Source organism: Pseudonocardia hydrocarbonoxydans, from assembly GCF_006539565.1.
In the GTDB taxonomy this organism is placed as follows: Bacteria; Actinomycetota; Actinomycetes; order Mycobacteriales; family Pseudonocardiaceae; genus Pseudonocardia; species Pseudonocardia hydrocarbonoxydans.
The window spans coordinates 24,811-42,732 of the sequence record NZ_BJNG01000006.1 but is presented as its reverse complement, the minus strand read 5'-3'; the positions used below and the strand labels follow the sequence as shown (position 1 = coordinate 42,732).

The window sequence follows — 17,922 nt, the reverse complement described above, 5'->3', positions numbered from 1 at the left end:
CCTCCCGGCGGCGGCACTGCTAGCATCGTCGGCAGTTTACGACTACTAGTCGAAAACACGAGGAGGGGTCATGACGACGACCGAAGCCCCGGTGCTGGACGCCGGATGGGCCGAGGAGGTCCGGGCGCTCGCCGCGCAGCAGGACGCCGTGGTGCTGGCGCACAACTACCAGCTGCCCGAGATCCAGGACGTCGCCCACTTCACCGGCGACTCGCTGGCCCTCTCGCGGATCGCGGCGGAGTCGACGGCCTCGACGATCGTGTTCTGCGGCGTGCACTTCATGGCCGAGACCGCGAAGATCCTCAGCCCGGACAAGACCGTGCTGATCCCGGACGCGGGCGCGGGCTGCTCGCTGGCCGACTCGATCACCGCCGACCAGCTCCGGGCGTGGAAGGCCGAGCACCCCGGCGCCGTGGTGGTGTCCTACGTCAACACCACCGCCGCGGTGAAGGCCGAGACCGACGTGTGCTGTACCTCGTCGAACGCGGTCGAGGTCGTGGAGTCGGTCCCGGCCGACCGCGAGGTGCTGTTCCTGCCCGACCAGTTCCTCGGCGCGCACGTCCGCCGGATCACCGGCCGGGAGAACATGCACGTCTGGGCGGGGGAGTGCCACGTGCACGCCGGCATCAGCGGCCCGGCGCTCACCGCGCAGAGCGAGGCGCACCCCGGCGCCGACCTCTACGTGCACCCGGAGTGCGGCTGCGCCACCTCGGCGCTCTACCTCGCCGGTGCCGGGGCGGTGCCGCAGGAGCGCGTCAAGATCCTCTCGACGGGCGGCATGCTCGACGCCGCGCGCACCGCGACGCCGGGTGGCACCGTGCTGGTCGCCACCGAGGTCGGGATGCTGCACCAGCTGCGCCGCGCGGCCCCGGAGGTCGACTTCCGCGCCGTCAACGACCGCGCCTCCTGCCACTACATGAAGATGATCACCCCGGCGAAGCTGCTGCGGGCGCTGCGCGAGGGCCGCGACGAGGTGCACGTCGACCCGGAGCTGGCCGAGCGGGGCCGGGCCGCGGTGCAGCGGATGATCGCGATCGGGCAGCCCGGGGGTGGGGAGTGAACCCCTGGGAGGCGGAGGCGGACCTCGTCGTCGTCGGGTCGGGCGTCGCGGGGCTGACCGCCGCGCTGGACGCCGCCGCCGCGGGCCTGCGGGTCGTCGTCGTCACCAAGGACGCCGTCGACGCCGGATCGACGCGCTGGGCGCAGGGAGGCGTCGCCGTCGTCGTCGGTGACGTGGCGGGCGACAGCATCGACGCGCACGTCGCCGACACCCTGGAGGCCGGCGGCGGGCTGTGCGACCCGGCCGCCGTCGCGTCGATCATCGCCGACGGGCCGGCGGCCGTCGCGCGGCTGCGGGAGCGCGGAGCGCGCTTCGACGCCGGGCCCGACGGCAGGCTGGCCCGGACGCGCGAGGGCGGGCACTCCGCGTTCCGGGTGGTGCACGCGGGCGGTGACGCCACGGGCGCCGAGGTGGAGCGCGCGCTGGTGCACGCCTCCGGCGGTCTGCCGCTGCTCACCGACCACGTCGCCGTCGACGCGCTGCGGGAGCCCGACGGGCGCGTCGCCGGCCTGGCCGTGCTCGACGGCTCCGGGCGCCCGGGGGTGCTGCGGGCCCCCGCGGTGCTGCTCGCGACCGGCGGCTACGGGCAGCTCTACTCCTCCACGACCAACCCGGAGACCGCCACCGGCGACGGCGTCGCGCTCGCGCTGCGGGCCGGGGCGTCGGCGGCCGACCTGGAGTTCGTGCAGTTCCACCCGACCGTGCTCTACACCGGCCCGGCCGTCGGGCGGCGCCCGCTGGTCACCGAGGCCGTGCGCGGCGAGGGCGCGGTGCTGCTCGACCGGGCCGGGCGCCGGTTCATGACCGGCGTGCACCCGCTGGCCGACCTCGCCCCGCGCGACGTCGTGGCCGCCGCCATCACCCGCCGCCTCGCCGAGACCGGCACCTCGTGCGTCTACCTCGACGCCCGTGCCCTCGACGGCTTCGCCGCCCGCTTCCCCACGGTGTACGCGGCCTGCCGCGCCGCCGGGATCGACCCGGTCCGCGAGCCCGTCCCGGTGACGCCCGCGGCGCACTACTCGTGCGGCGGCGTCGTCACCGACGCGTCCGGCCGGACCGCCGTGCCCGGGCTCTACGCCGCGGGCGAGGTGGCCCGCACCGGGCTGCACGGGGCCAACCGGCTGGCCTCGAACAGCCTGCTGGAGGGCCTGGTGATGGGGGCGCGGGTGGCGTCGACGGTGGTGGCCGAACTGCAGGAAGGCCACCTTCCCGCAACCTTGCTGCGGGAAGGTGGCCTTCCTGCCATTCCCGCGCCCGCCGTGCCGCTGGCCGACCGCGGGGTCGTGCAGCGGGCCATGTCCGGTGCCGCCGGCGTCGGGCGCGACGGGGCCGGCCTGGCCGCCGCCTCCGACGCGGTCGAGGCGGCCACCGCGCTGGCGGTGCCGATCGACCGGGCCGGTGTCGAGGACGCCGCGCTGACGCTGCTCGCGCAGGCGGTGCTCGCCGCCGCGGGCACCCGTACCGAGAGCCGGGGCTGCCACGTGCGCACCGACTTCCCGGCCCGCGACGACGTGTGGCAGCGGGCGAGCCTGGAGGTCGTGCTGGACGGGACGGGCCGTCCCGAGGTCCGCGCGGGCAAGGCGGTCGCCGCATGACCGGCCCCGATCCCGACGACCTGCGCCGCGTCGTCGCCACCGCGCTGGAGGAGGACCTGCGCTACGGCCCGGACGCCACCACCGAGGCGACGGTCCCGGCCGACGCGATCGCCGTCGGCGCCTTCGCGGCGCGCCGCCCCGGGGTGCTGGCCGGGATCCCGGCCGTCCTCGCGGTGCTCGACGCCGTCGTCGGCGACTACGAGGTGCTCTCCTGCGCCGCCGACGGCGACCGGGTGCAGGCGGGTGACGCCGCGCTGACCGTGCGCGCCCCCGTCCGCACCTTCCTCACCGCCGAGCGCACCGCGCTCAACCTGCTCTGCCACCTCTCCGGGGTGGCGACGGCCACCGCGGCCTGGGTCGACGCCGTCGCCGGCACCGGGGCCCGCATCCGCGACACCCGCAAGACCCTGCCGGGCCTGCGGCTGCTGGAGAAGTACGCGGTGCGCTGCGGCGGCGGCGTCAACCACCGCATGGGCCTCGGCGACGCCGTGCTGATCAAGGACAACCACGTGGCGGCGGCCGGGTCGGTGGGGGCGGCGCTGCGGGCCGCGCGGGAGCGGGCCCCGGACCTGCCCTGCGAGGTGGAGGTCGACTCGCTGGAGCAGCTGGCCGAGGTGCTCGCGCTGGGTGCCGAGCTGGTGCTGCTCGACAACTTCCCCGTCGCGCTCACCCGTGAGGCCGTCGCGCTGCGCGGGGACGCCCCGACCCGGCTGGAGTCCTCCGGCGGCCTCGCCCTGGAGAACGCCCGCGCCTACGCCGAGACCGGGGTCGACTACCTCGCGGTCGGCGCGCTCACCCACTCCGTCACCGCGCTCGACCTGGGGCTGGACCTGCTGCCCGGCTGACGCCCGGCGGTGCGTGGGCGACGCCACGCCACCGCGATTCGGTCATCGGGTACCCGGTGGGTGACAATCGGTGCGGGAAAGCGTCAACGAGGACCTCCACCACACCCTCACGTGCAGGGCCCCGGCGTGCGCCGGGCGGCCGGGTTGGAGTCACCATGACCATGATCTGCGAACGCTGCTACGCCCCCATCGGCGACGGCGAGTCCCTCGTGCGCCTGGCGCACATCGACCACGCCCACGCCGACGGCAGCATCACCTGGGTGTACGCCTACGTGCACCTCACGGCGTGCGTCACCCCGCGGCCGGCCCCGCACGAGCGCCCGAACACCGGCACCTGGGACTCCGCGCGCGGTATCGGTGGGTACCGCAGCTGAGGCCCGGCGCGGGCCCGGCCCGCGGGGCGAGCGGTCGGCCGTAGGCTGAGGACCATGCTCCGCCGGACCGACCTGCGCCCCCAGAAGCTCCCCACCACCGCCGCCCTGCGGGCCCTGCTGCCCCGCGCGGAGGTCGACGTCGACACCGTGCTGCACCAGGTGCGGCCGCTGGTGGAGGCCGTGCGCGAGCGCGGGGCGGAGGCGGCGCTGGAGTTCGGCGAGCGGTTCGACGGCGTGCGCTCGTCCTCGGTGCGGGTGCCGCCGCAGACGGTCACCGCCGCGCTCGCCGCCCTCGACCCGCAGGTGCGCGCCGCCCTCGAGGTGGCGATCGAGCGGGCCCGCACCGTGCACGCCGAGCAGCGCCGCACCGACATCGTCACCTCCGTCGTGCCCGGCGGCACGGTCACCGAGCGGTTCGTGCCGGTGCGCCGCGTCGGGCTCTACGCCCCCGGCGGGCGGGCGGTGTACCCCTCGAGCGTCGTGATGAACGTGGTCCCCGCCCAGGAGGCGGGCGTGGAGTCGCTGGTGGTGGTCTCGCCGCCGCAGGCCGACCACGGCGGGCTGCCGCACCCCACGATCCTCGCCGCGGCCGCGCTGCTGGGCGTCGACGAGGTGTGGGCGGTCGGGGGCGCGCAGGCCGTCGCGCTGCTGGCCTACGGCGGCACCGACACCGACGGCGGTGAGCTGGAGCCCGTCGACATGGTCACCGGCCCCGGCAACATCTACGTCACCGCGGCCAAGCGGCTGCTGCGCGGCCTGATCGGCATCGACGCCGAGGCCGGCACCACCGAGATCGCCGTACTGGCCGACGACACCGCCGACCCGGTGCACGTCGCCGCCGACCTCATCTCCCAGGCCGAGCACGACCCGGCCGCGGCGTCGGTACTGGTCACGACCTCGCCCGCGCTGGCCGACGCCGTCGACGCCGAGCTGGCCGCGCAGGTGCCCGCCACCAAGCACGACGAGCGGATCCGCACCGCGCTCACCGGGCCGCAGTCGGGCACCGTGCTGGTCTCCGACCTCGATGACGGGATCGCGGTCGTCGACGCCTACGCCGCCGAGCACCTGGAGATCCAGACCGCCGACGCCCGCGCGGTGGCCCTGCGCGTCCGCAACGCCGGGGCGATCTTCGTCGGGCCGTGGGCACCAGTGTCGCTGGGCGACTACTGCGCCGGGTCCAACCACGTCCTGCCCACCGGCGGCTGCGCCCGGCACTCCGCCGGACTGTCGGTGCAGACGTTCCTGCGCGGCGTCCACGTGATCGACTACTCGCAGGACGCGCTGCGCGAGGTGGCCGAATCGGTCGTCACCCTCGCCGGTGCGGAGGACCTGCCGGCGCACGGGCAGGCCGTCACGGCGAGGTTCCGCACGTGAAGGTGACGCTCGACGACCTCCCGCTGCGCGACGACCTGCGCGGCAAGACCCCTTACGGCGCCCCGCAGCTCGACGTGGCGGTGCGGCTCAACACCAACGAGAACCCGTACCCGCCGCCGCCCGAGCTGGTCGCCGACGTCACCGCGGCCGCCGCCGCGGCCGCGGCCGACCTGCACCGCTACCCCGACCGCGACGCCACGGCCCTGCGCGCCGATCTCGCCGCCTACCTGACGGGCGCCACCGGCGTGCCGCTGACGGCGGAGAACGTGTGGGCGGCCAACGGCTCCAACGAGGTGCTGCAGCAGATCATGCAGGCCTTCGGCGGGCCCGGGCGCACGGCCGTGGGCTTCGAGCCGAGCTACTCGATGCACCCGATCATCGCCGCGGGCACCCGCACCGAGTGGCTGCCCGCCCCGCGCCGGGCCGACTTCGCGATCGACGTCGACGCCGCCGCCGCGCTGCTGCGCTCGACCGGGCCGGACATCACGTTCCTGACCAGCCCGAACAACCCCACCGGCCAGTCGCTGGAGCCCGCCGAGCTGGCCGTGCTGATCGACGCGGCGCCCGGGATCGTGGTGGTCGACGAGGCCTACGCGGAGTTCTCCGACCGGCCCGGCGCCGTCACGCTGCTGGACACCCACGGCCATAAGCTGATCGTCAGCCGCACGATGAGCAAGGCCTTCGCGTTCGCCGGCGGGCGGCTGGGCTACCTCGCGGCCGCGCCCGCCGTCGTCGACGCGCTGCAGCTGGTCCGGCTGCCCTACCACCTCTCGGCGCTCACCCAGGCCGCCGCACGGGCGTCGCTGCGGCACGCCGAGGCCACCCTCGGCTCGGTCGCGCTGCTGCGCCACGAGCGCGACCGCGTCGTCGACGAGCTGCGCAGCGCGGGCTACGACGTGGTGCCCAGCGACGCCAACTTCGCGCTGTTCGGCGCGTTCACCGACGCCCCGCGCGCGTGGCAGGCCTTCCTCGACCGCGGCGTGCTGATCCGCGACGTCGGGATCCCGGAGCGGCTGCGGGTCACCGTCGGCACGCCCGAGGAGAACGACGCGTTCCTCGCCGTCGCCACCGATCTCGCAACGAAGGAGCTGGCATGACCCGCATCGGCCGCGTCGAGCGGATCACCAAGGAGTCGACGGTGCTCGTCGAGATCGACCTCGACGGCACCGGGAAGACGGAGATCGCCACCGGCGTCCCGTTCTTCGACCACATGCTCGACGCCTTCGGCAAGCACGGGGCGTTCGACCTCACCGTGCGCGCCACCGGCGACGTCGACCTCGACGCGCACCACACCGTCGAGGACACCTCGATCGTGCTCGGCCAGGCGATCCTCCAGGCGCTCGGCGACAAGAAGGGCATCCGCCGCTTCGGCGACGCCTGGATCCCGATGGACGAGGCGCTGGCGCAGGCCGTCGTCGACGTCTCCGGGCGCCCGTACACCGTGCACACCGGCGAGCCCGACGTCATGACGGGGTTCGTCGTCGGCGGGCACTACCCGACGGTGCTCAACCGCCACGTGTTCGAGTCGCTGGCCTTCCACGGCCACCTCGCCCTGCACGTGCGCGTGCTCGACGGCCGCGACCCGCACCACATCACCGAGGCCGAGTTCAAGGCCGTCGCCCGCGCCCTGCGCGCCGCGGTGGAGGCGGACACCCGGATCACCGGCATCGCCTCGACGAAGGGCACGCTCTGATGGCGCGGATCGTCGTGCTCGACTACGGCTCGGGCAACCTGCGTTCCGCGGAACGCGCGCTGGCCAGGGTCGGGGCCGACGTCACGGTCACCGCCGACGCCGACGCCGCGCTGGAGGCCGACGGGCTGGTCGTCCCCGGGGTCGGCGCGTTCGCCGCGTGCATGGCCGGGCTGCGGGGGATCGACGGGCCGCGGATCATCGACCGCCGCCTCGCCGGCGGACGGCCGGTGCTCGGGATCTGCGTCGGGATGCAGGTGCTGTTCGACCTGGGCGTCGAGTGGGGCGAGCGCACCGAGGGCTGCGGGCAGTGGCCCGGCACCGTCGAGCAGATCAAGGCCGACGTGCTGCCGCACATGGGCTGGAACACCGTGGCGGCCCCGGCCGGGTCGACTCTGTTCCAGGGCCTCGACGCCAGGACCCGTTTCTACTTCGTGCACTCCTTCGGTGTGCGGCGCTGGGAGCTGGAGCCCTCCGAGGCCCTGCGCCCGCCGCTGGTCACCTGGGCCCACCACGGCGAGGACTTCGTGGCGGCGGTGGAGAACGGCGCGCTCGCGGCCACCCAGTTCCACCCCGAGAAGTCCGGCGACGCCGGCGCCGCCGTGCTGCGGAACTGGCTGCGCGACGTCGTCGGCTAGCGTCCGGCGAAGGACCGTTCGCGCAGGTCGTAGCGCAGCTCGCGGCGCCCGTCGCGGATCCCGTCGACGACGAGCTCGGTCAGCTCGTCCACCGTCGCCCCGGCCGTCATCGACGGCGCCGTGCCCACGATCGCGCGGTCGGCGAGGCCGGTCTCGATGTGCGGCGGGCGGACGTCGAAGACGGTGACGCCCCTGCGGCGCTGCTCCTGGCGCACCGCGGTGAGCCAGGCGGACAGGCCCGCCTTGCTGGCGGTGTAGGCGGCCATCCCGGCGGTGGGGTGGTCGGCGAGGATCGCGCTGAGCACCGCGACCGTCCCGCCGGTCTCCATCCGCCGCAGTGCGGCGCGCGCCATCGCCATCGGCGCCATCGTGTTGACGGTGAGCAGGTGCTCGGTGACCACGTCGTCCTCCTGCTCGGCGGGCCCGAACGCGGCGACGCCGAACGCGACGACCAGCACGTCGAGGCCGCCGAGGGCGTCGGCCGCCTCGTCGACGACGGCCGCGCAGCGCTCCAGGTCCAGCGCGTCGAAGGTGAGCGCGGGGGCGTCGGGGCCGACGTCGCGCAGCCGCGCCGCGTCGCGCCCGGCCAGCACCAACCGGGCCCCGCGCCCGTCCAGCGACCGTGCGACCGCCGCGCCCAGGACGCCGCTCGCGCCCGCCACCAGCACCCGTGCCCCGTCGAGATCCATACTTCGCACGCTAGGTCCGAAACCTTCCGGGCGCGCGGCGACTCCACCGGGAGAACAGAGGGAGGGATCGCGATGGAGCAGTTCGGGCCGTACCGGCTGGAGGAGCTGGTCGGGCGGGGCGGGATGGGGGAGGTCTACCGCGCCCACGACACGCGCCGCGACCGGACCGTCGCGCTCAAGCGCCTGCCCGCGCACCTGGCCGAGGACCCCGACTTCCGTGCCCGCTTCCGCAAGGAGGCGGCGATCGCCTCGCGGCTGACCGAGCCGCACATCGTCCCGATCCACGACTTCGGCGAGATCGACGGGCGGCTGTTCCTCGACATGCGGCTGGTCACCGGCCGCGACCTCGCCGACGTGCTCGCCACCGACGGCCCGCTGCCCGCGGCGCGCGCGGTGCCGATCGTGGCCCAGGTCGCGAGCGCGCTGGACGCCGCCCACGCGAGCGGCCTGTTGCACCGCGACGTCAAACCGGCCAACGTGCTGCTCACCGGCGACTTCGCCTACCTCGCCGACTTCGGCGTCGCCCGCGCCGTCGACGGCTCCCGCGACTCCGCGCTGACCGCCACCGGCGCGACCGTCGGGACGCTGGGCTACATGGCGCCCGAGCGGTTCCTGGGCGACCGCGTCGACCACCGCGCCGACGTCTACGCGCTGGCCTGCGTGCTGTTCGAGCTGCTCACCGGGCAGCCGCCGTTCGCCGGGGCGAGCGGGCCCGCGCTGATGCACGCGCACCTGTCGGCCGAGCCGCCCGTGCCGAGCCGGTCGGTGCCCGGTGTGCCGCCCGCGCTGGACGCCGTGGTGGCGCGGGGCATGGCCAAGGACCCCGACCGGCGCCACCGCACCGCGGGCGAGCTCGCCGCGGCCGCGACCCACGCCCTCACCGGGACACCCCCGCAGGCCCCGGCCCGGCAGGTCGCGGCACCGGTGACGCGCATGCACCCCGGCGGCACCGGCGCGCCGACCCCGCCGCCGTCGTGGCCCCCGGCGCCCGCCGCGGACCGCACCCGGCTCGGCCCGCCGGCCGGGACCGGCTTCGGCCCGGCCCCGCACGTCGCCCACCCCTACGCCCACGGCGCCCCCGCGCCGGCCCCGTACGGCCCCGGTCCGCACGGCGGGGCGCCCCGGGGCGGTGCGCGCCGCCGCGGGCCGCTCGTCGCCGTGGCGGCCGCGGTGCTCGCCGCGCTCGTCGTCACCGCGGTCGTGCTGTGGCCGCGCCCGGCCGCGACGACGACCGCGGCCACCCCGACCGTCCCGTCGGCCGGGGGCGTCACCGCCGGCACCACGGCGGGGCCGGTCGCCGCCGGTGGCCTGCTCGGGCGCCTGGAGCCGGCGGGCTTCTACGCCGAGACCTGCGAGGACCAGCCGCTCACCGACGGCGCCACCGAGCAGATCCGCTGCACCACCACCGACACGGCCGTGCCCGCGGTCGTCTTCCAGCAGTTCGCCGACGTCCCGACCTACGCCGAGTCGCTCGCCACGGTCGACCGCAACACCTCCGGGGAGGACGAGGACTGCGCCATCGGCGGCGACGCCTCGGTGGAGTACGCGGGCTACGACCTGGTCTGCGGCACGACCACGCTGGAGGACGGCACCAGCGTCTACGTGGTCGCCTGGGGCACGCGGTCGTCGCTGATGCAGGGCTTCGTCGCGGGCCAGGACCCCGACGACGTCTACACCTGGTGGCTGACGAACACCCCGTTCTGAGGCCCTCGGTAGGCTGCCCGCCGTGACCTTCACGTTGCTGCCCGCGGTCGACGTCGCCGACGGCCAGGCCGTCCGCCTGGTGCAGGGCGAGGCCGGCACCGAGACCGGCTACGGCGCCCCCCGCGACGCCGCGCTGCAGTGGCAGCACGACGGAGCCGAGTGGGTCCACCTCGTCGACCTCGACGCCGCGTTCGGCCGGGGCTCCAACGCCGAGCTGCTGGCCGCGGTCGTCGGGGAGCTGGACGTGCAGGTCGAGCTGTCGGGCGGCATCCGCGACGACGCCTCGCTGGAGCGGGCACTGGCCACCGGCTGCGCGCGGGTCAACCTGGGCACCGCCGCGCTGGAGAACCCGGACTGGTGTGCCCGCGCGATCGCCGCCCACGGCGAGCGGATCGCGGTCGGCCTCGACGTCCGGATCACCGAGCAGGGCCACCGCCTGGCCGCGCGCGGCTGGACCACCGACGGCGGCGACCTGTGGGAGACCCTGGAGCGCCTCGACCGCGACGGGTGCGCCCGCTACGTCGTCACCGACGTCGGCAAGGACGGCATGCTCAAGGGCCCCAACACCGACCTGATGCGCGACGTCGCCAACGCCACGAAGGCCCCGGTGATCGTCTCCGGCGGGATCTCGGAGATCGCCGACCTGGAGGCGCTGGCGCGGATCGCGGCCCAGGGCGTCAACCTGGAGGGGTCGATCGTCGGCAAGGCCCTCTACGCGGGCCGGTTCACCCTGCCCGAGGCGCTGGCCGCGATGCGCGCCGTCGAGGCGGCCTCGGCGCAGCGGGCCACCGGCTGATGGGGGTCGCCGTCCGCGTCATCCCCTGCCTCGACGTCTCCGCCGACGAGAACGGGCGGGGCCGCGTCGTCAAGGGCGTCAACTTCGTCGACCTGCGCGACGCGGGCGACCCGGTCGAGATGGCCCGCGTCTACGACGCCGAGGGCGCCGACGAGCTGACCTTCCTCGACGTCACCGCGTCGTCGGGGGAGCGGGCCACCATGCTCGACGTGGTGCGCCGCACCGCCGAGCAGGTGTTCATCCCGCTGACGGTCGGCGGCGGCATCCGGGCCACCGACGACATCGACGTGCTGCTGCGCAGCGGCGCCGACAAGGTGTCGATCAACACCGCGGCCATCGCCCGCCCGGAGCTGCTGCACGAGGCCAGCCGCCGGTTCGGGTCGCAGTGCATCGTGCTCTCGGTCGACGCCCGCACCGTGCCGGAGGGGGACGCGCCCACGCCGTCGGGCTGGGAGGTCACCACGCACGGCGGGCGCCGCGGCACCGGCATCGACGCCGTCGAGTGGGCCGCGCGCGGCCAGGAACTGGGCGTCGGGGAGATCCTGCTCAACTCGATGGACGCCGACGGCACCCGCGCCGGGTTCGACCTGCGGATGATCGCCGCGGTGCGGGCCCGCGTCGACGTGCCGGTGATCGCCAGCGGGGGAGCGGGCGAGGTCGGGCACTTCGTCCCCGCCGTCCGGGCCGGGGCCGACGCGGTGCTCGCCGCCACGGTGTTCCACTTCGGCCACTTCCGGATCGGCGACGTCAAGCAGGCGCTCGGGGAGGCCGAGGTGGAGGTCCGATGACCCGCGTGCTCGACTCCCGGCTCGACCCGGCGATCGCGGCCCGGCTCAAGCGCGACGCCGACGGGCTGGTCTGCGCGGTGGCCCAGCAGCGCGGCACCGGCGAGGTGCTGATGGTCGCCTGGATGGACGACGAGGCGCTGCACCGCACGCTGACCACCCGCCGCGCCACGTACTGGTCGCGCTCCCGGGAGGAGTACTGGGTCAAGGGCGAGAGCTCCGGGCACGCCCAGGCCGTGCACGAGGTGCGCCTGGACTGCGACGGCGACGCGGTCGTGGTCGTGGTCGACCAGACGGGCCCGGCCTGTCACACCGGCACCCGCACCTGCTTCGACGCCGACGTGCTGCTGGCGCCGGCCGACGCTCAGCCGAGCGGGCCCGTCAGGTAGCGCTGCACCGTCGGCGCCACCGCGGCCACCACCGTCGCGTGGTCGGCCGAGGCGAGCGGCTCCAGCTTCACGACGTAGCGGGCCATGCCGAGCCCGATGAGCTGCGACCCGACCAGCGCCGCCCGCAGGTCGGGCTGGTCGGGCCCGAGCGTCGCGACGACCCGGGTGAGGATCACCCGGGTCACGAAGTCGCGCAGCATCCGTGCGGCGTCGTCGTGCGCGGCGACGCTGCGCAGCATCGACGCCAGCGGGGCGCCCCCGGTGGCGTCCCAGAGCGTGAGGAAACGCGTGACGAGCCGCTCGCCGAGCTGGTCGCGGGGGCCGTGCAGCAGCTCGGGGAACACGGCCGCCGGATCGAGCGGGATGTCCAGCGACGCGGTGAACAGGGCGTCCTTGGAGCCGAACCAGTGGTGGACCATCGCCGCGTCGACACCGGCCCGCTCGGCGATGTGCCGCACGGTCGCCCCGTCGTAGCCGCGCTCGGCGAACGCGGCCCGGGCGGCGGTGAGCACCTGCTCCCGCGTGTCGGCCCCACTGCGGCGGCGGCCGCGGCGCCGGGCGGGTTCCTGGGGGACGGCCACGCCCGGCATTGTCGCGCAGCGCCCGCCGCCCGGCTCCGCGCGCACGTCCCGGCCACGCGCGCACCGTCGAGCGTGCGCGCGGGGCCACGAGGGTGCGCGCCGGCCGGGCGGCCGCCTCGCCGTCCGGGGCCCGGGTCGTTTGAGAGGATGCCCGCATGACCGCACTGTTCGCCGCCCGCACCCTGGGCGCGGTCACCCCCAGCCGTGAGGAGTTCCGCGCGCTGGCGGTGGGGCACCGGGTCATCCCGGTCGCCCGCCGCCTGCTCGCCGACGACGAGACCCCCGTCGGGGTCTTCCGCAAGCTGGCCGGTGACCGTCCCGGCACGTTCCTGCTCGAGTCCGCGGAGAACGGGCGGTCCTGGTCGCGGTGGTCGTTCGTCGGTGCGCGGTCGGCGGCCGCGCTGACCGTCGTCGACGGCTCGGCGGTGTGGACCGGTGACGTCCCGGCCGGGCTGCCCACCGACGGCGACCCGCTGGCCGTCCTGCGCACCGTCGTGGAGGAGCTGCACAGCGAGCCGCTGCCCGGGCTGCCGCCGCTGACCGGCGGGATGGTCGGCTACCTCGGCTACGACGTCGTGCGCAGGCTGGAGCGGCTGCCGGCGCTCGCCGCGGACGACATGGGCGTCCCCGAGCTGGTGATGCTGCTGGCCACCGACCTCGCGGCCGTCGACCACCACGAGGGCACGATCACGCTGATCGCCAACGCGATCAACTGGGACGCCTCCGACGAGCGCGTCGACGAGGCCTACGACGACGCCGTGGCCCGGCTGGACCGGATGACCGCCGAGCTGGCCGCGCCCGCCCCGTCCACGGTGGCGGTGTACGCGCCCGCCGAGCCCGACTTCCTCCGGCGGCGCACCCCCGCGCAGCACCACGCGGCCGTCGAGGTGGCCAAGGAGCAGATCCGGGCGGGGGAGGCGTTCCAGGTGGTGGTGTCGCAGCGCTTCGAGACCGCGTGCGACGCCGACCCGCTCGACGTCTACCGCGTCCTGCGCGCCACCAACCCCAGCCCGTACATGTACCTGCTCAACCTGGAGGCGGCCGACGGCGGCCGCTTCCACATCGTCGGGTCCTCCCCGGAGGCGCTGGTCACCGTCGTCGACGGGGTGGCCACCACGCACCCGATCGCCGGCACGCGCTGGCGCGGGGCCACCGAGGAGGAGGACCTCCAGCTGGAGAAGGACCTGCGCACCGACGAGAAGGAGCGCGCCGAGCACGTCATGCTCGTCGACCTCGGGCGCAACGACCTCGGGCGGGTCTGCGAGCCGGGCACCGTCAAGGTGCACTCGTTCTTCTCGGTGGAGCGCTACAGCCACGTGATGCACCTGGTGTCCACGGTGACCGGCCGGCTGCGGGCCGACCGCAACGCCGTCGACGCCGTCACGGCCTGCTTCCCGGCGGGCACGCTGTCCGGGGCGCCGAAGCCGCGCGCGATGGCGATCATCGAGGAGCTGGAGCCGACCCGGCGCGGGCTCTACGGCGGCATCGTCGGCTACCTCGACTTCGCCGGCAACGCCGACACCGCGATCGCGATCCGCACCGCCCTGATCCGCGACGGGGTCGCCTACGTGCAGGCCGGGGGCGGGATCGTGGCCGACTCCGACCCGGTCGCGGAGGACGCGGAGTGCCTGAACAAGGCGCGGGCGGTGCTGTCGGCGGTGGCCACGGCGGCGACGCTCGCGGAGCCGCGCACGGGGCCGGCGGCGACGCTCGCGGAGCCGCGCACGGGGCCGGCGGCCGGGCGGCCGGCGGGCGACGGGGCGGCGTGACCGCGGCCCCGCCCGGGCGGTCCCGGCTGCTGGGCCCGGTCTGTGCCGGGCTGGTCGCGGCGGCGGCCGCGCTGTGGGGCGGGTCGCAGGCCGTCTGGTACCGGGTCACCGAGGCGGTGCCCGGGGGCGGGCAGCAGGTCGTCGAGGTGACGGGGGCGCAGGCCCGGCCCGCGTTCGGCGGGGTCGCGCTGCTCGCGCTGGCCGGGGTGGCGGGGGTGGTCGCGACCGGGGGCCCGCTGCGGCGGGTCGTCGGCGGGCTGCTGGTGCTCGCGGGTGCGGCGGTCGCGGTGTCCGCGGTGGCGTCCCTGCTCACCGCGGCCGGCACGACGGCGGCACCGTTGCTGGCCGTGGTCGGGGGGTTACTGCTGGTGGCCGCAGGGCTGGTGGTGCTGATGCGGGAGCGGCGGCTGCCCCGGCTGGGGGCCCGCTACGCCGCCCCCGGGGCGCGCCCGGCGCCGTCCGACCCGGACCGTGCCGCCTGGCAGGACCTCGACGCCGGTCGGGACCCGACGGCGGGGCCTGGCTAGCATGACGGGCGCGTGAAGATCCGGCCCGACAGGTGAGATCCCGGAAGGGGGCGATACCGCGTGGATCACAGCAGTGCAGGCGGAAGTGTTCTCGATTCCATCGTGGACGGCGTCCGCGCCGATCTCGCGGTCCGCGAGGCCGCCGTCGACTTCGCCGAGATCAAGCGGCGCGCGGCCGCGGCCGCCCCGGCCCGCGACGTGATGGCCGCCCTGCAGGCCCCGGGGATCGGCGTGATCGCCGAGGTCAAGCGCCGCAGCCCGTCCAAGGGCGACCTGGCATCGATCGCCGACCCGGCCGAGCTCGCGGCGTCCTACGCCGAGGGCGGGGCGCGGGTGATCAGCGTGCTCACCGAGGAGCGGCGCTTCGGCGGCTCGCTCGCCGACCTCGCGGCGGTGCGGGCCGTCGTCGACGTGCCGGTGCTGCGCAAGGACTTCGTCGTCAGCCCCTACCAGGTCCACGAGGCCCGGGCCTACGGTGCCGACCTGGTGCTGCTGATCGTCGCCGCGCTGGAGCAGAACGCGCTCGACTCGCTGCTCGACCGCGTGGAGTCCCTCGGGATGACCGCACTGGTGGAGGTGCACACCGAGGAGGAGGCCGACCGCGCGCTGGAGGCGGGGGCCAAGGTCATCGGGGTCAACGCGCGCAACCTGCACACCCTCGAGGTCGACCGGACGGTGTTCGGGCAGATCGCGCCGGGGCTGCCGAGCGAGGTCATGCGGGTCGCCGAGTCGGGCGTCCGCGGCCCGGGTGACCTGCTGACCTACGCCGGATGGGGCGCCGACGCGGTGCTGGTCGGCGAGGGCCTGGTCACCAGCGGAGACCCGCGCGCCGCGGTGCGCGGGCTGGTGGCGGCGGGTTTCCATCCCTCGTGCTCGCGAATGGTCCGTTGACTAGGCTTCCGGGGTGAGTACCTCCGTGAAGGCCAGCGAGGGCATCGAGACGCCCTCGGGACACGAGCCCGACGAGCGCGGCCACTTCGGTCGCTACGGCGGCCGGTTCGTGCCGGAGGCGCTGATCGCGGCGCTGGACGAGCTGGCCGTGGCCTACGAGAAGGCCCGCGCCGACCGGGGGTTCCTCGACGAGCTCGACCGGCTGCACCGCGACTACTCCGGCCGCCCGTCGCCGCTCACCGACGCCACGCGGCTCGCGGAGCACGCGGGCGGGGCGCGGATCCTGCTCAAGCGCGAGGACCTCAACCACACCGGCTCCCACAAGATCAACAACGTGCTGGGTCAGGCGTTGCTGACGAAGCGGATGGGCAAGTCCCGCGTCATCGCCGAGACCGGGGCGGGCCAGCACGGTGTCGCCACGGCCACCGCGTGCGCGCTGCTGGGCCTGGAGTGCGTCGTCTACATGGGCGAGGTCGACACCGAGCGGCAGGCGCTCAACGTCGCCCGGATGCGGCTGCTCGGCGCCACCGTGATCCCGGTGAAGACCGGGTCCCGGACGCTCAAGGACGCGATCAACGAGGCGCTGCGCGACTGGGTCACGAACGTCGACGAGACGCACTACCTGCTCGGCACCGTCGCCGGCCCGCACCCGTTCCCGACGATGGTGCGCGACTTCCACCGCGTCATCGGGCTGGAGGCGCGCGAGCAGGTGCAGGCGATGACGGGCCGGCTGCCCGACGCCGTCGCGGCCTGCGTCGGCGGCGGCTCCAACGCGATCGGGATCTTCCACGCCTTCCTCGACGATCCCGCCGTGCGCCTGGTGGGCTTCGAGCCCGGCGGTGACGGCGTCGAGACCGGTCGGCACGGCGCCACGCTGAGCGAGGGCTCGCCCGGCGCGCTGCACGGGGCCATGAGCTACCTGCTGCAGGACACCGACGGCCAGACCAGCGAGTCGTACTCGATCTCCGCGGGGCTCGACTACCCCGGTGTCGGCCCCGAGCACGCCCTGCTCAAGGACCTCGGCCGCGCCACCTACGAGCCGGTCACCGACGCCGAGGCGATGGACGCCTTCGCGCTGCTGTGCCGCACGGAGGGGATCATCCCGGCGATCGAGTCGGCGCACGCGATCGCCGGGGCGCTGCGGCTCGGGCGCGAGCTGGGGCCCGACGGGATCGTGCTGGTGAACCTCTCCGGGCGCGGTGACAAGGACGTCGACACGGCGGCGAAGTGGTTCGGGATGATCGCCGAGGGGGAGAGCGCGCAGGACGCCAGCGGCACCGCGATCGCCGAGGGCGCGACGGCCGACCGCACGCTGGCCGACGAGCCGTCGCCCGCGGGCGCCGACACGGGGAGCGTGCAGCGATGAGCGGCGTCGGGTCGGTCTTCGCGGGGTGCCGGGAGCAGGGGCGGGGGGCGCTGATCGGCTACCTGCCGGCCGGGTACCCGACCGTCGACGGGTCGGTCGACCTGCTGAACGCGATGGTCGACGGGGGGTGCGACCTGCTGGAGATCGGCGTGCCCTACTCCGACCCCGTGATGGACGGGCCCACGATCCAGGCCGCCGCCGAGACCGCGCTGCGGGCCGGGTTCCGGCTGCGCGACCTGCTGACGGTCGTCGAGCGCGTCACGGCGGCGGGCGGGCGCGCGGTCGTCATGACCTACTTCAACCCGGTGCTGCGCTACGGCGTCGACGCCTTCGCCCGCGACCTCGCCTCCGCGGGCGGGCTGGGCCTGATCACCCCCGACCTCATCCCCGACGAGGCCGACGAGTGGCTGGCGGCCTCCGACGCCCACGGCCTGGACCGGATCTTCCTGGTCGCGCCGTCGTCGACGGAGGAGCGGATCGCGTCCACGACGGCCGCGTCCCGGGGCTTCGTCTACGCCACCTCGGTCATGGGCGTCACCGGCGCGCGTGACGCCGTGGGCGGGGCGGCGTCGGGGGTCGTCGCGCGCTGCCGCGCCCACACCTCGCTGCCGATCGGCGTCGGGCTGGGGGTGCGCTCCGGTGCGCAGGCCGCGGAGGTCGCCGGGTTCGCCGACGGCGTCATCGTGGGCTCGGCCTTCGTCACGGCCGCGGAGACCGGCGGCGTCGACGGGGTGCGGGCGCTGGCGACGGAGCTGGCGGACGGCGTCGCGCGCGCGGGCCGCCCGGCCCCCACCCCGGCCTGACGCCCCCACCCGGACCGCCGCGGGGCGGGACGCTAGCGTGGGGGGC

General features: G+C 75.7%; 19 protein-coding genes. 17 read left to right on the top strand and 2 right to left on the bottom strand.

What is annotated here, in order from left to right; genetic code table 11:
* Nucleotides 1-70: 70 nt before the first annotated feature.
* The 8 genes from nadA (at nt 71) to hisH (ending at nt 7,576) form a co-directional block, all read left to right on the top strand.
* The gene (nadA, locus tag PHY01_RS04095; RefSeq protein ID WP_141277162.1) at nt 71-1,060 is read left to right on the top strand and encodes a quinolinate synthase NadA; all 990 of its coding nucleotides are present in this window, start codon (nt 71-73) and stop codon (nt 1,058-1,060) included.
* Nucleotides 1,057-2,655, top strand: a complete 1,599-nt coding sequence (locus PHY01_RS04090; protein WP_141277161.1) for an L-aspartate oxidase — start codon at nt 1,057-1,059, stop codon at nt 2,653-2,655. The genes nadA and PHY01_RS04090 overlap by 4 nt, the downstream gene beginning before the upstream one ends.
* Nucleotides 2,652-3,500 carry a carboxylating nicotinate-nucleotide diphosphorylase gene (nadC, locus tag PHY01_RS04085; RefSeq protein WP_141277160.1) on the top strand — a complete coding sequence of 283 codons (849 nt, stop codon included), beginning with the start codon at nt 2,652-2,654 and terminating at the stop codon, nt 3,498-3,500. Before PHY01_RS04090 ends, nadC begins: the two co-directional genes overlap by 4 nt.
* A gap of 155 nt (nt 3,501-3,655) precedes the next feature.
* Nucleotides 3,656-3,874, top strand: a complete 219-nt coding sequence (locus tag PHY01_RS04080; RefSeq protein WP_141277159.1) for a hypothetical protein — start codon at nt 3,656-3,658, stop codon at nt 3,872-3,874.
* Between the two features lie 54 nt (nt 3,875-3,928).
* The gene (gene hisD / locus PHY01_RS04075) at nt 3,929-5,248 is read left to right on the top strand and encodes a histidinol dehydrogenase (RefSeq protein WP_141277158.1); all 1,320 of its coding nucleotides are present in this window, start codon (nt 3,929-3,931) and stop codon (nt 5,246-5,248) included.
* Nucleotides 5,245-6,345 carry a histidinol-phosphate transaminase gene (locus PHY01_RS04070; protein WP_141277157.1) on the top strand — a complete coding sequence of 367 codons (1,101 nt, stop codon included), beginning with the start codon at nt 5,245-5,247 and terminating at the stop codon, nt 6,343-6,345. The genes hisD and PHY01_RS04070 overlap by 4 nt, the downstream gene beginning before the upstream one ends.
* On the top strand, nt 6,342-6,941 hold the full coding sequence (gene hisB, locus PHY01_RS04065; RefSeq protein ID WP_141277156.1) for an imidazoleglycerol-phosphate dehydratase HisB: 600 nt from the start codon (nt 6,342-6,344) through the stop codon (nt 6,939-6,941). Before PHY01_RS04070 ends, hisB begins: the two co-directional genes overlap by 4 nt.
* Complete coding sequence (gene hisH / locus PHY01_RS04060; RefSeq protein ID WP_141277155.1) at nt 6,941-7,576, top strand: imidazole glycerol phosphate synthase subunit HisH; 636 nt, start codon at nt 6,941-6,943, stop codon at nt 7,574-7,576. Before hisB ends, hisH begins: the two co-directional genes overlap by 1 nt.
* On the opposite strand, the gene PHY01_RS04055 is transcribed toward hisH, so the two are convergent.
* Nucleotides 7,573-8,265, bottom strand: coding sequence for an SDR family NAD(P)-dependent oxidoreductase (locus PHY01_RS04055; RefSeq protein ID WP_141277154.1), 693 nt, complete (start codon nt 8,263-8,265; stop codon nt 7,573-7,575). The genes hisH and PHY01_RS04055 overlap by 4 nt on opposite strands.
* A 72-nt stretch (nt 8,266-8,337) precedes the next feature.
* Between PHY01_RS04055 and PHY01_RS27885 the strand changes: the two genes are divergently transcribed.
* Genes PHY01_RS27885 through hisI form a run of 4 tightly spaced genes read left to right on the top strand, consistent with a single transcriptional unit; the run spans nt 8,338 to nt 11,939 of the window.
* Entirely contained in the window at nt 8,338-9,969 is a 1,632-nt protein-coding gene (locus PHY01_RS27885; protein ID WP_141277153.1) for a serine/threonine-protein kinase, read from the top strand.
* Nucleotides 9,970-9,991: 22 nt separating this feature from the next.
* Nucleotides 9,992-10,765: a bifunctional 1-(5-phosphoribosyl)-5-((5-phosphoribosylamino)methylideneamino)imidazole-4-carboxamide isomerase/phosphoribosylanthranilate isomerase PriA gene (gene priA, locus PHY01_RS04045; protein ID WP_141277152.1), complete on the top strand. Its 774-nt coding sequence runs from the start codon at nt 9,992-9,994 to the stop codon at nt 10,763-10,765.
* Nucleotides 10,765-11,553 (top strand): imidazole glycerol phosphate synthase subunit HisF, encoded by a 789-nt coding sequence (gene hisF, locus PHY01_RS04040; RefSeq protein WP_141277151.1) that lies wholly within the window; start codon nt 10,765-10,767, stop codon nt 11,551-11,553. The genes priA and hisF overlap by 1 nt, the downstream gene beginning before the upstream one ends.
* Nucleotides 11,550-11,939: a phosphoribosyl-AMP cyclohydrolase gene (gene hisI, locus PHY01_RS04035; protein ID WP_141277150.1), complete on the top strand. Its 390-nt coding sequence runs from the start codon at nt 11,550-11,552 to the stop codon at nt 11,937-11,939. The genes hisF and hisI overlap by 4 nt, the downstream gene beginning before the upstream one ends.
* Here hisI and PHY01_RS04030 read toward each other — a convergent pair.
* A complete protein-coding gene (locus tag PHY01_RS04030) occupies nt 11,915-12,529 on the bottom strand; it encodes a TetR/AcrR family transcriptional regulator (protein WP_141277149.1) in 615 nt (204 codons plus the stop codon). The two genes, hisI and PHY01_RS04030, sit on opposite strands and share 25 nt — an antisense overlap.
* A gap of 146 nt (nt 12,530-12,675) precedes the next feature.
* Between PHY01_RS04030 and PHY01_RS04025 the strand changes: the two genes are divergently transcribed.
* Genes PHY01_RS04025 through trpA form a run of 5 tightly spaced genes read left to right on the top strand, consistent with a single transcriptional unit; the run spans nt 12,676 to nt 17,876 of the window.
* Nucleotides 12,676-14,289 (top strand): anthranilate synthase component I, encoded by a 1,614-nt coding sequence (locus PHY01_RS04025; RefSeq protein ID WP_141277148.1) that lies wholly within the window; start codon nt 12,676-12,678, stop codon nt 14,287-14,289.
* Entirely contained in the window at nt 14,286-14,816 is a 531-nt protein-coding gene (locus PHY01_RS04020; RefSeq protein WP_141277147.1) for a Trp biosynthesis-associated membrane protein, read from the top strand. Before PHY01_RS04025 ends, PHY01_RS04020 begins: the two co-directional genes overlap by 4 nt.
* Nucleotides 14,817-14,876: 60 nt before the next feature.
* Nucleotides 14,877-15,707, top strand: a complete 831-nt coding sequence (gene trpC, locus PHY01_RS04015; RefSeq protein WP_141277146.1) for an indole-3-glycerol phosphate synthase TrpC — start codon at nt 14,877-14,879, stop codon at nt 15,705-15,707.
* Nucleotides 15,708-15,720: 13 nt separating this feature from the next.
* The gene (trpB, locus tag PHY01_RS04010) at nt 15,721-17,073 is read left to right on the top strand and encodes a tryptophan synthase subunit beta (protein ID WP_218029992.1); all 1,353 of its coding nucleotides are present in this window, start codon (nt 15,721-15,723) and stop codon (nt 17,071-17,073) included.
* Nucleotides 17,070-17,876, top strand: coding sequence for a tryptophan synthase subunit alpha (gene trpA, locus PHY01_RS04005; RefSeq protein WP_141277145.1), 807 nt, complete (start codon nt 17,070-17,072; stop codon nt 17,874-17,876). Before trpB ends, trpA begins: the two co-directional genes overlap by 4 nt.
* Nucleotides 17,877-17,922: the final 46 nt, after the last annotated feature.

Excerpts from the sequence above, each read along its gene's own strand:
- PHY01_RS04030 (WP_141277149.1), bottom strand. The coding sequence starts at position 12,529 with ATGCCGGGCGTGGCCGTCCCCCAGGAACCCGCCCGGCGCCGCGGCCGC.
- hisD (WP_141277158.1), top strand. The coding sequence starts at position 3,929 with ATGCTCCGCCGGACCGACCTGCGCCCCCAGAAGCTCCCCACCACCGCC.
- PHY01_RS04025 (WP_141277148.1), top strand. The coding sequence starts at position 12,676 with ATGACCGCACTGTTCGCCGCCCGCACCCTGGGCGCGGTCACCCCCAGC.
- PHY01_RS27885 (WP_141277153.1), top strand. The coding sequence starts at position 8,338 with ATGGAGCAGTTCGGGCCGTACCGGCTGGAGGAGCTGGTCGGGCGGGGC.
- trpA (WP_141277145.1), top strand. The coding sequence starts at position 17,070 with ATGAGCGGCGTCGGGTCGGTCTTCGCGGGGTGCCGGGAGCAGGGGCGG.
- hisB (WP_141277156.1), top strand. The coding sequence starts at position 6,342 with ATGACCCGCATCGGCCGCGTCGAGCGGATCACCAAGGAGTCGACGGTG.
- nadA (WP_141277162.1), top strand. The coding sequence starts at position 71 with ATGACGACGACCGAAGCCCCGGTGCTGGACGCCGGATGGGCCGAGGAG.
- hisH (WP_141277155.1), top strand. The coding sequence starts at position 6,941 with ATGGCGCGGATCGTCGTGCTCGACTACGGCTCGGGCAACCTGCGTTCC.
- PHY01_RS04080 (WP_141277159.1), top strand. The coding sequence starts at position 3,656 with ATGACCATGATCTGCGAACGCTGCTACGCCCCCATCGGCGACGGCGAG.
- PHY01_RS04055 (WP_141277154.1), bottom strand. The coding sequence starts at position 8,265 with ATGGATCTCGACGGGGCACGGGTGCTGGTGGCGGGCGCGAGCGGCGTC.
- hisF (WP_141277151.1), top strand. The coding sequence starts at position 10,765 with ATGGGGGTCGCCGTCCGCGTCATCCCCTGCCTCGACGTCTCCGCCGAC.
- hisI (WP_141277150.1), top strand. The coding sequence starts at position 11,550 with ATGACCCGCGTGCTCGACTCCCGGCTCGACCCGGCGATCGCGGCCCGG.
- nadC (WP_141277160.1), top strand. The coding sequence starts at position 2,652 with ATGACCGGCCCCGATCCCGACGACCTGCGCCGCGTCGTCGCCACCGCG.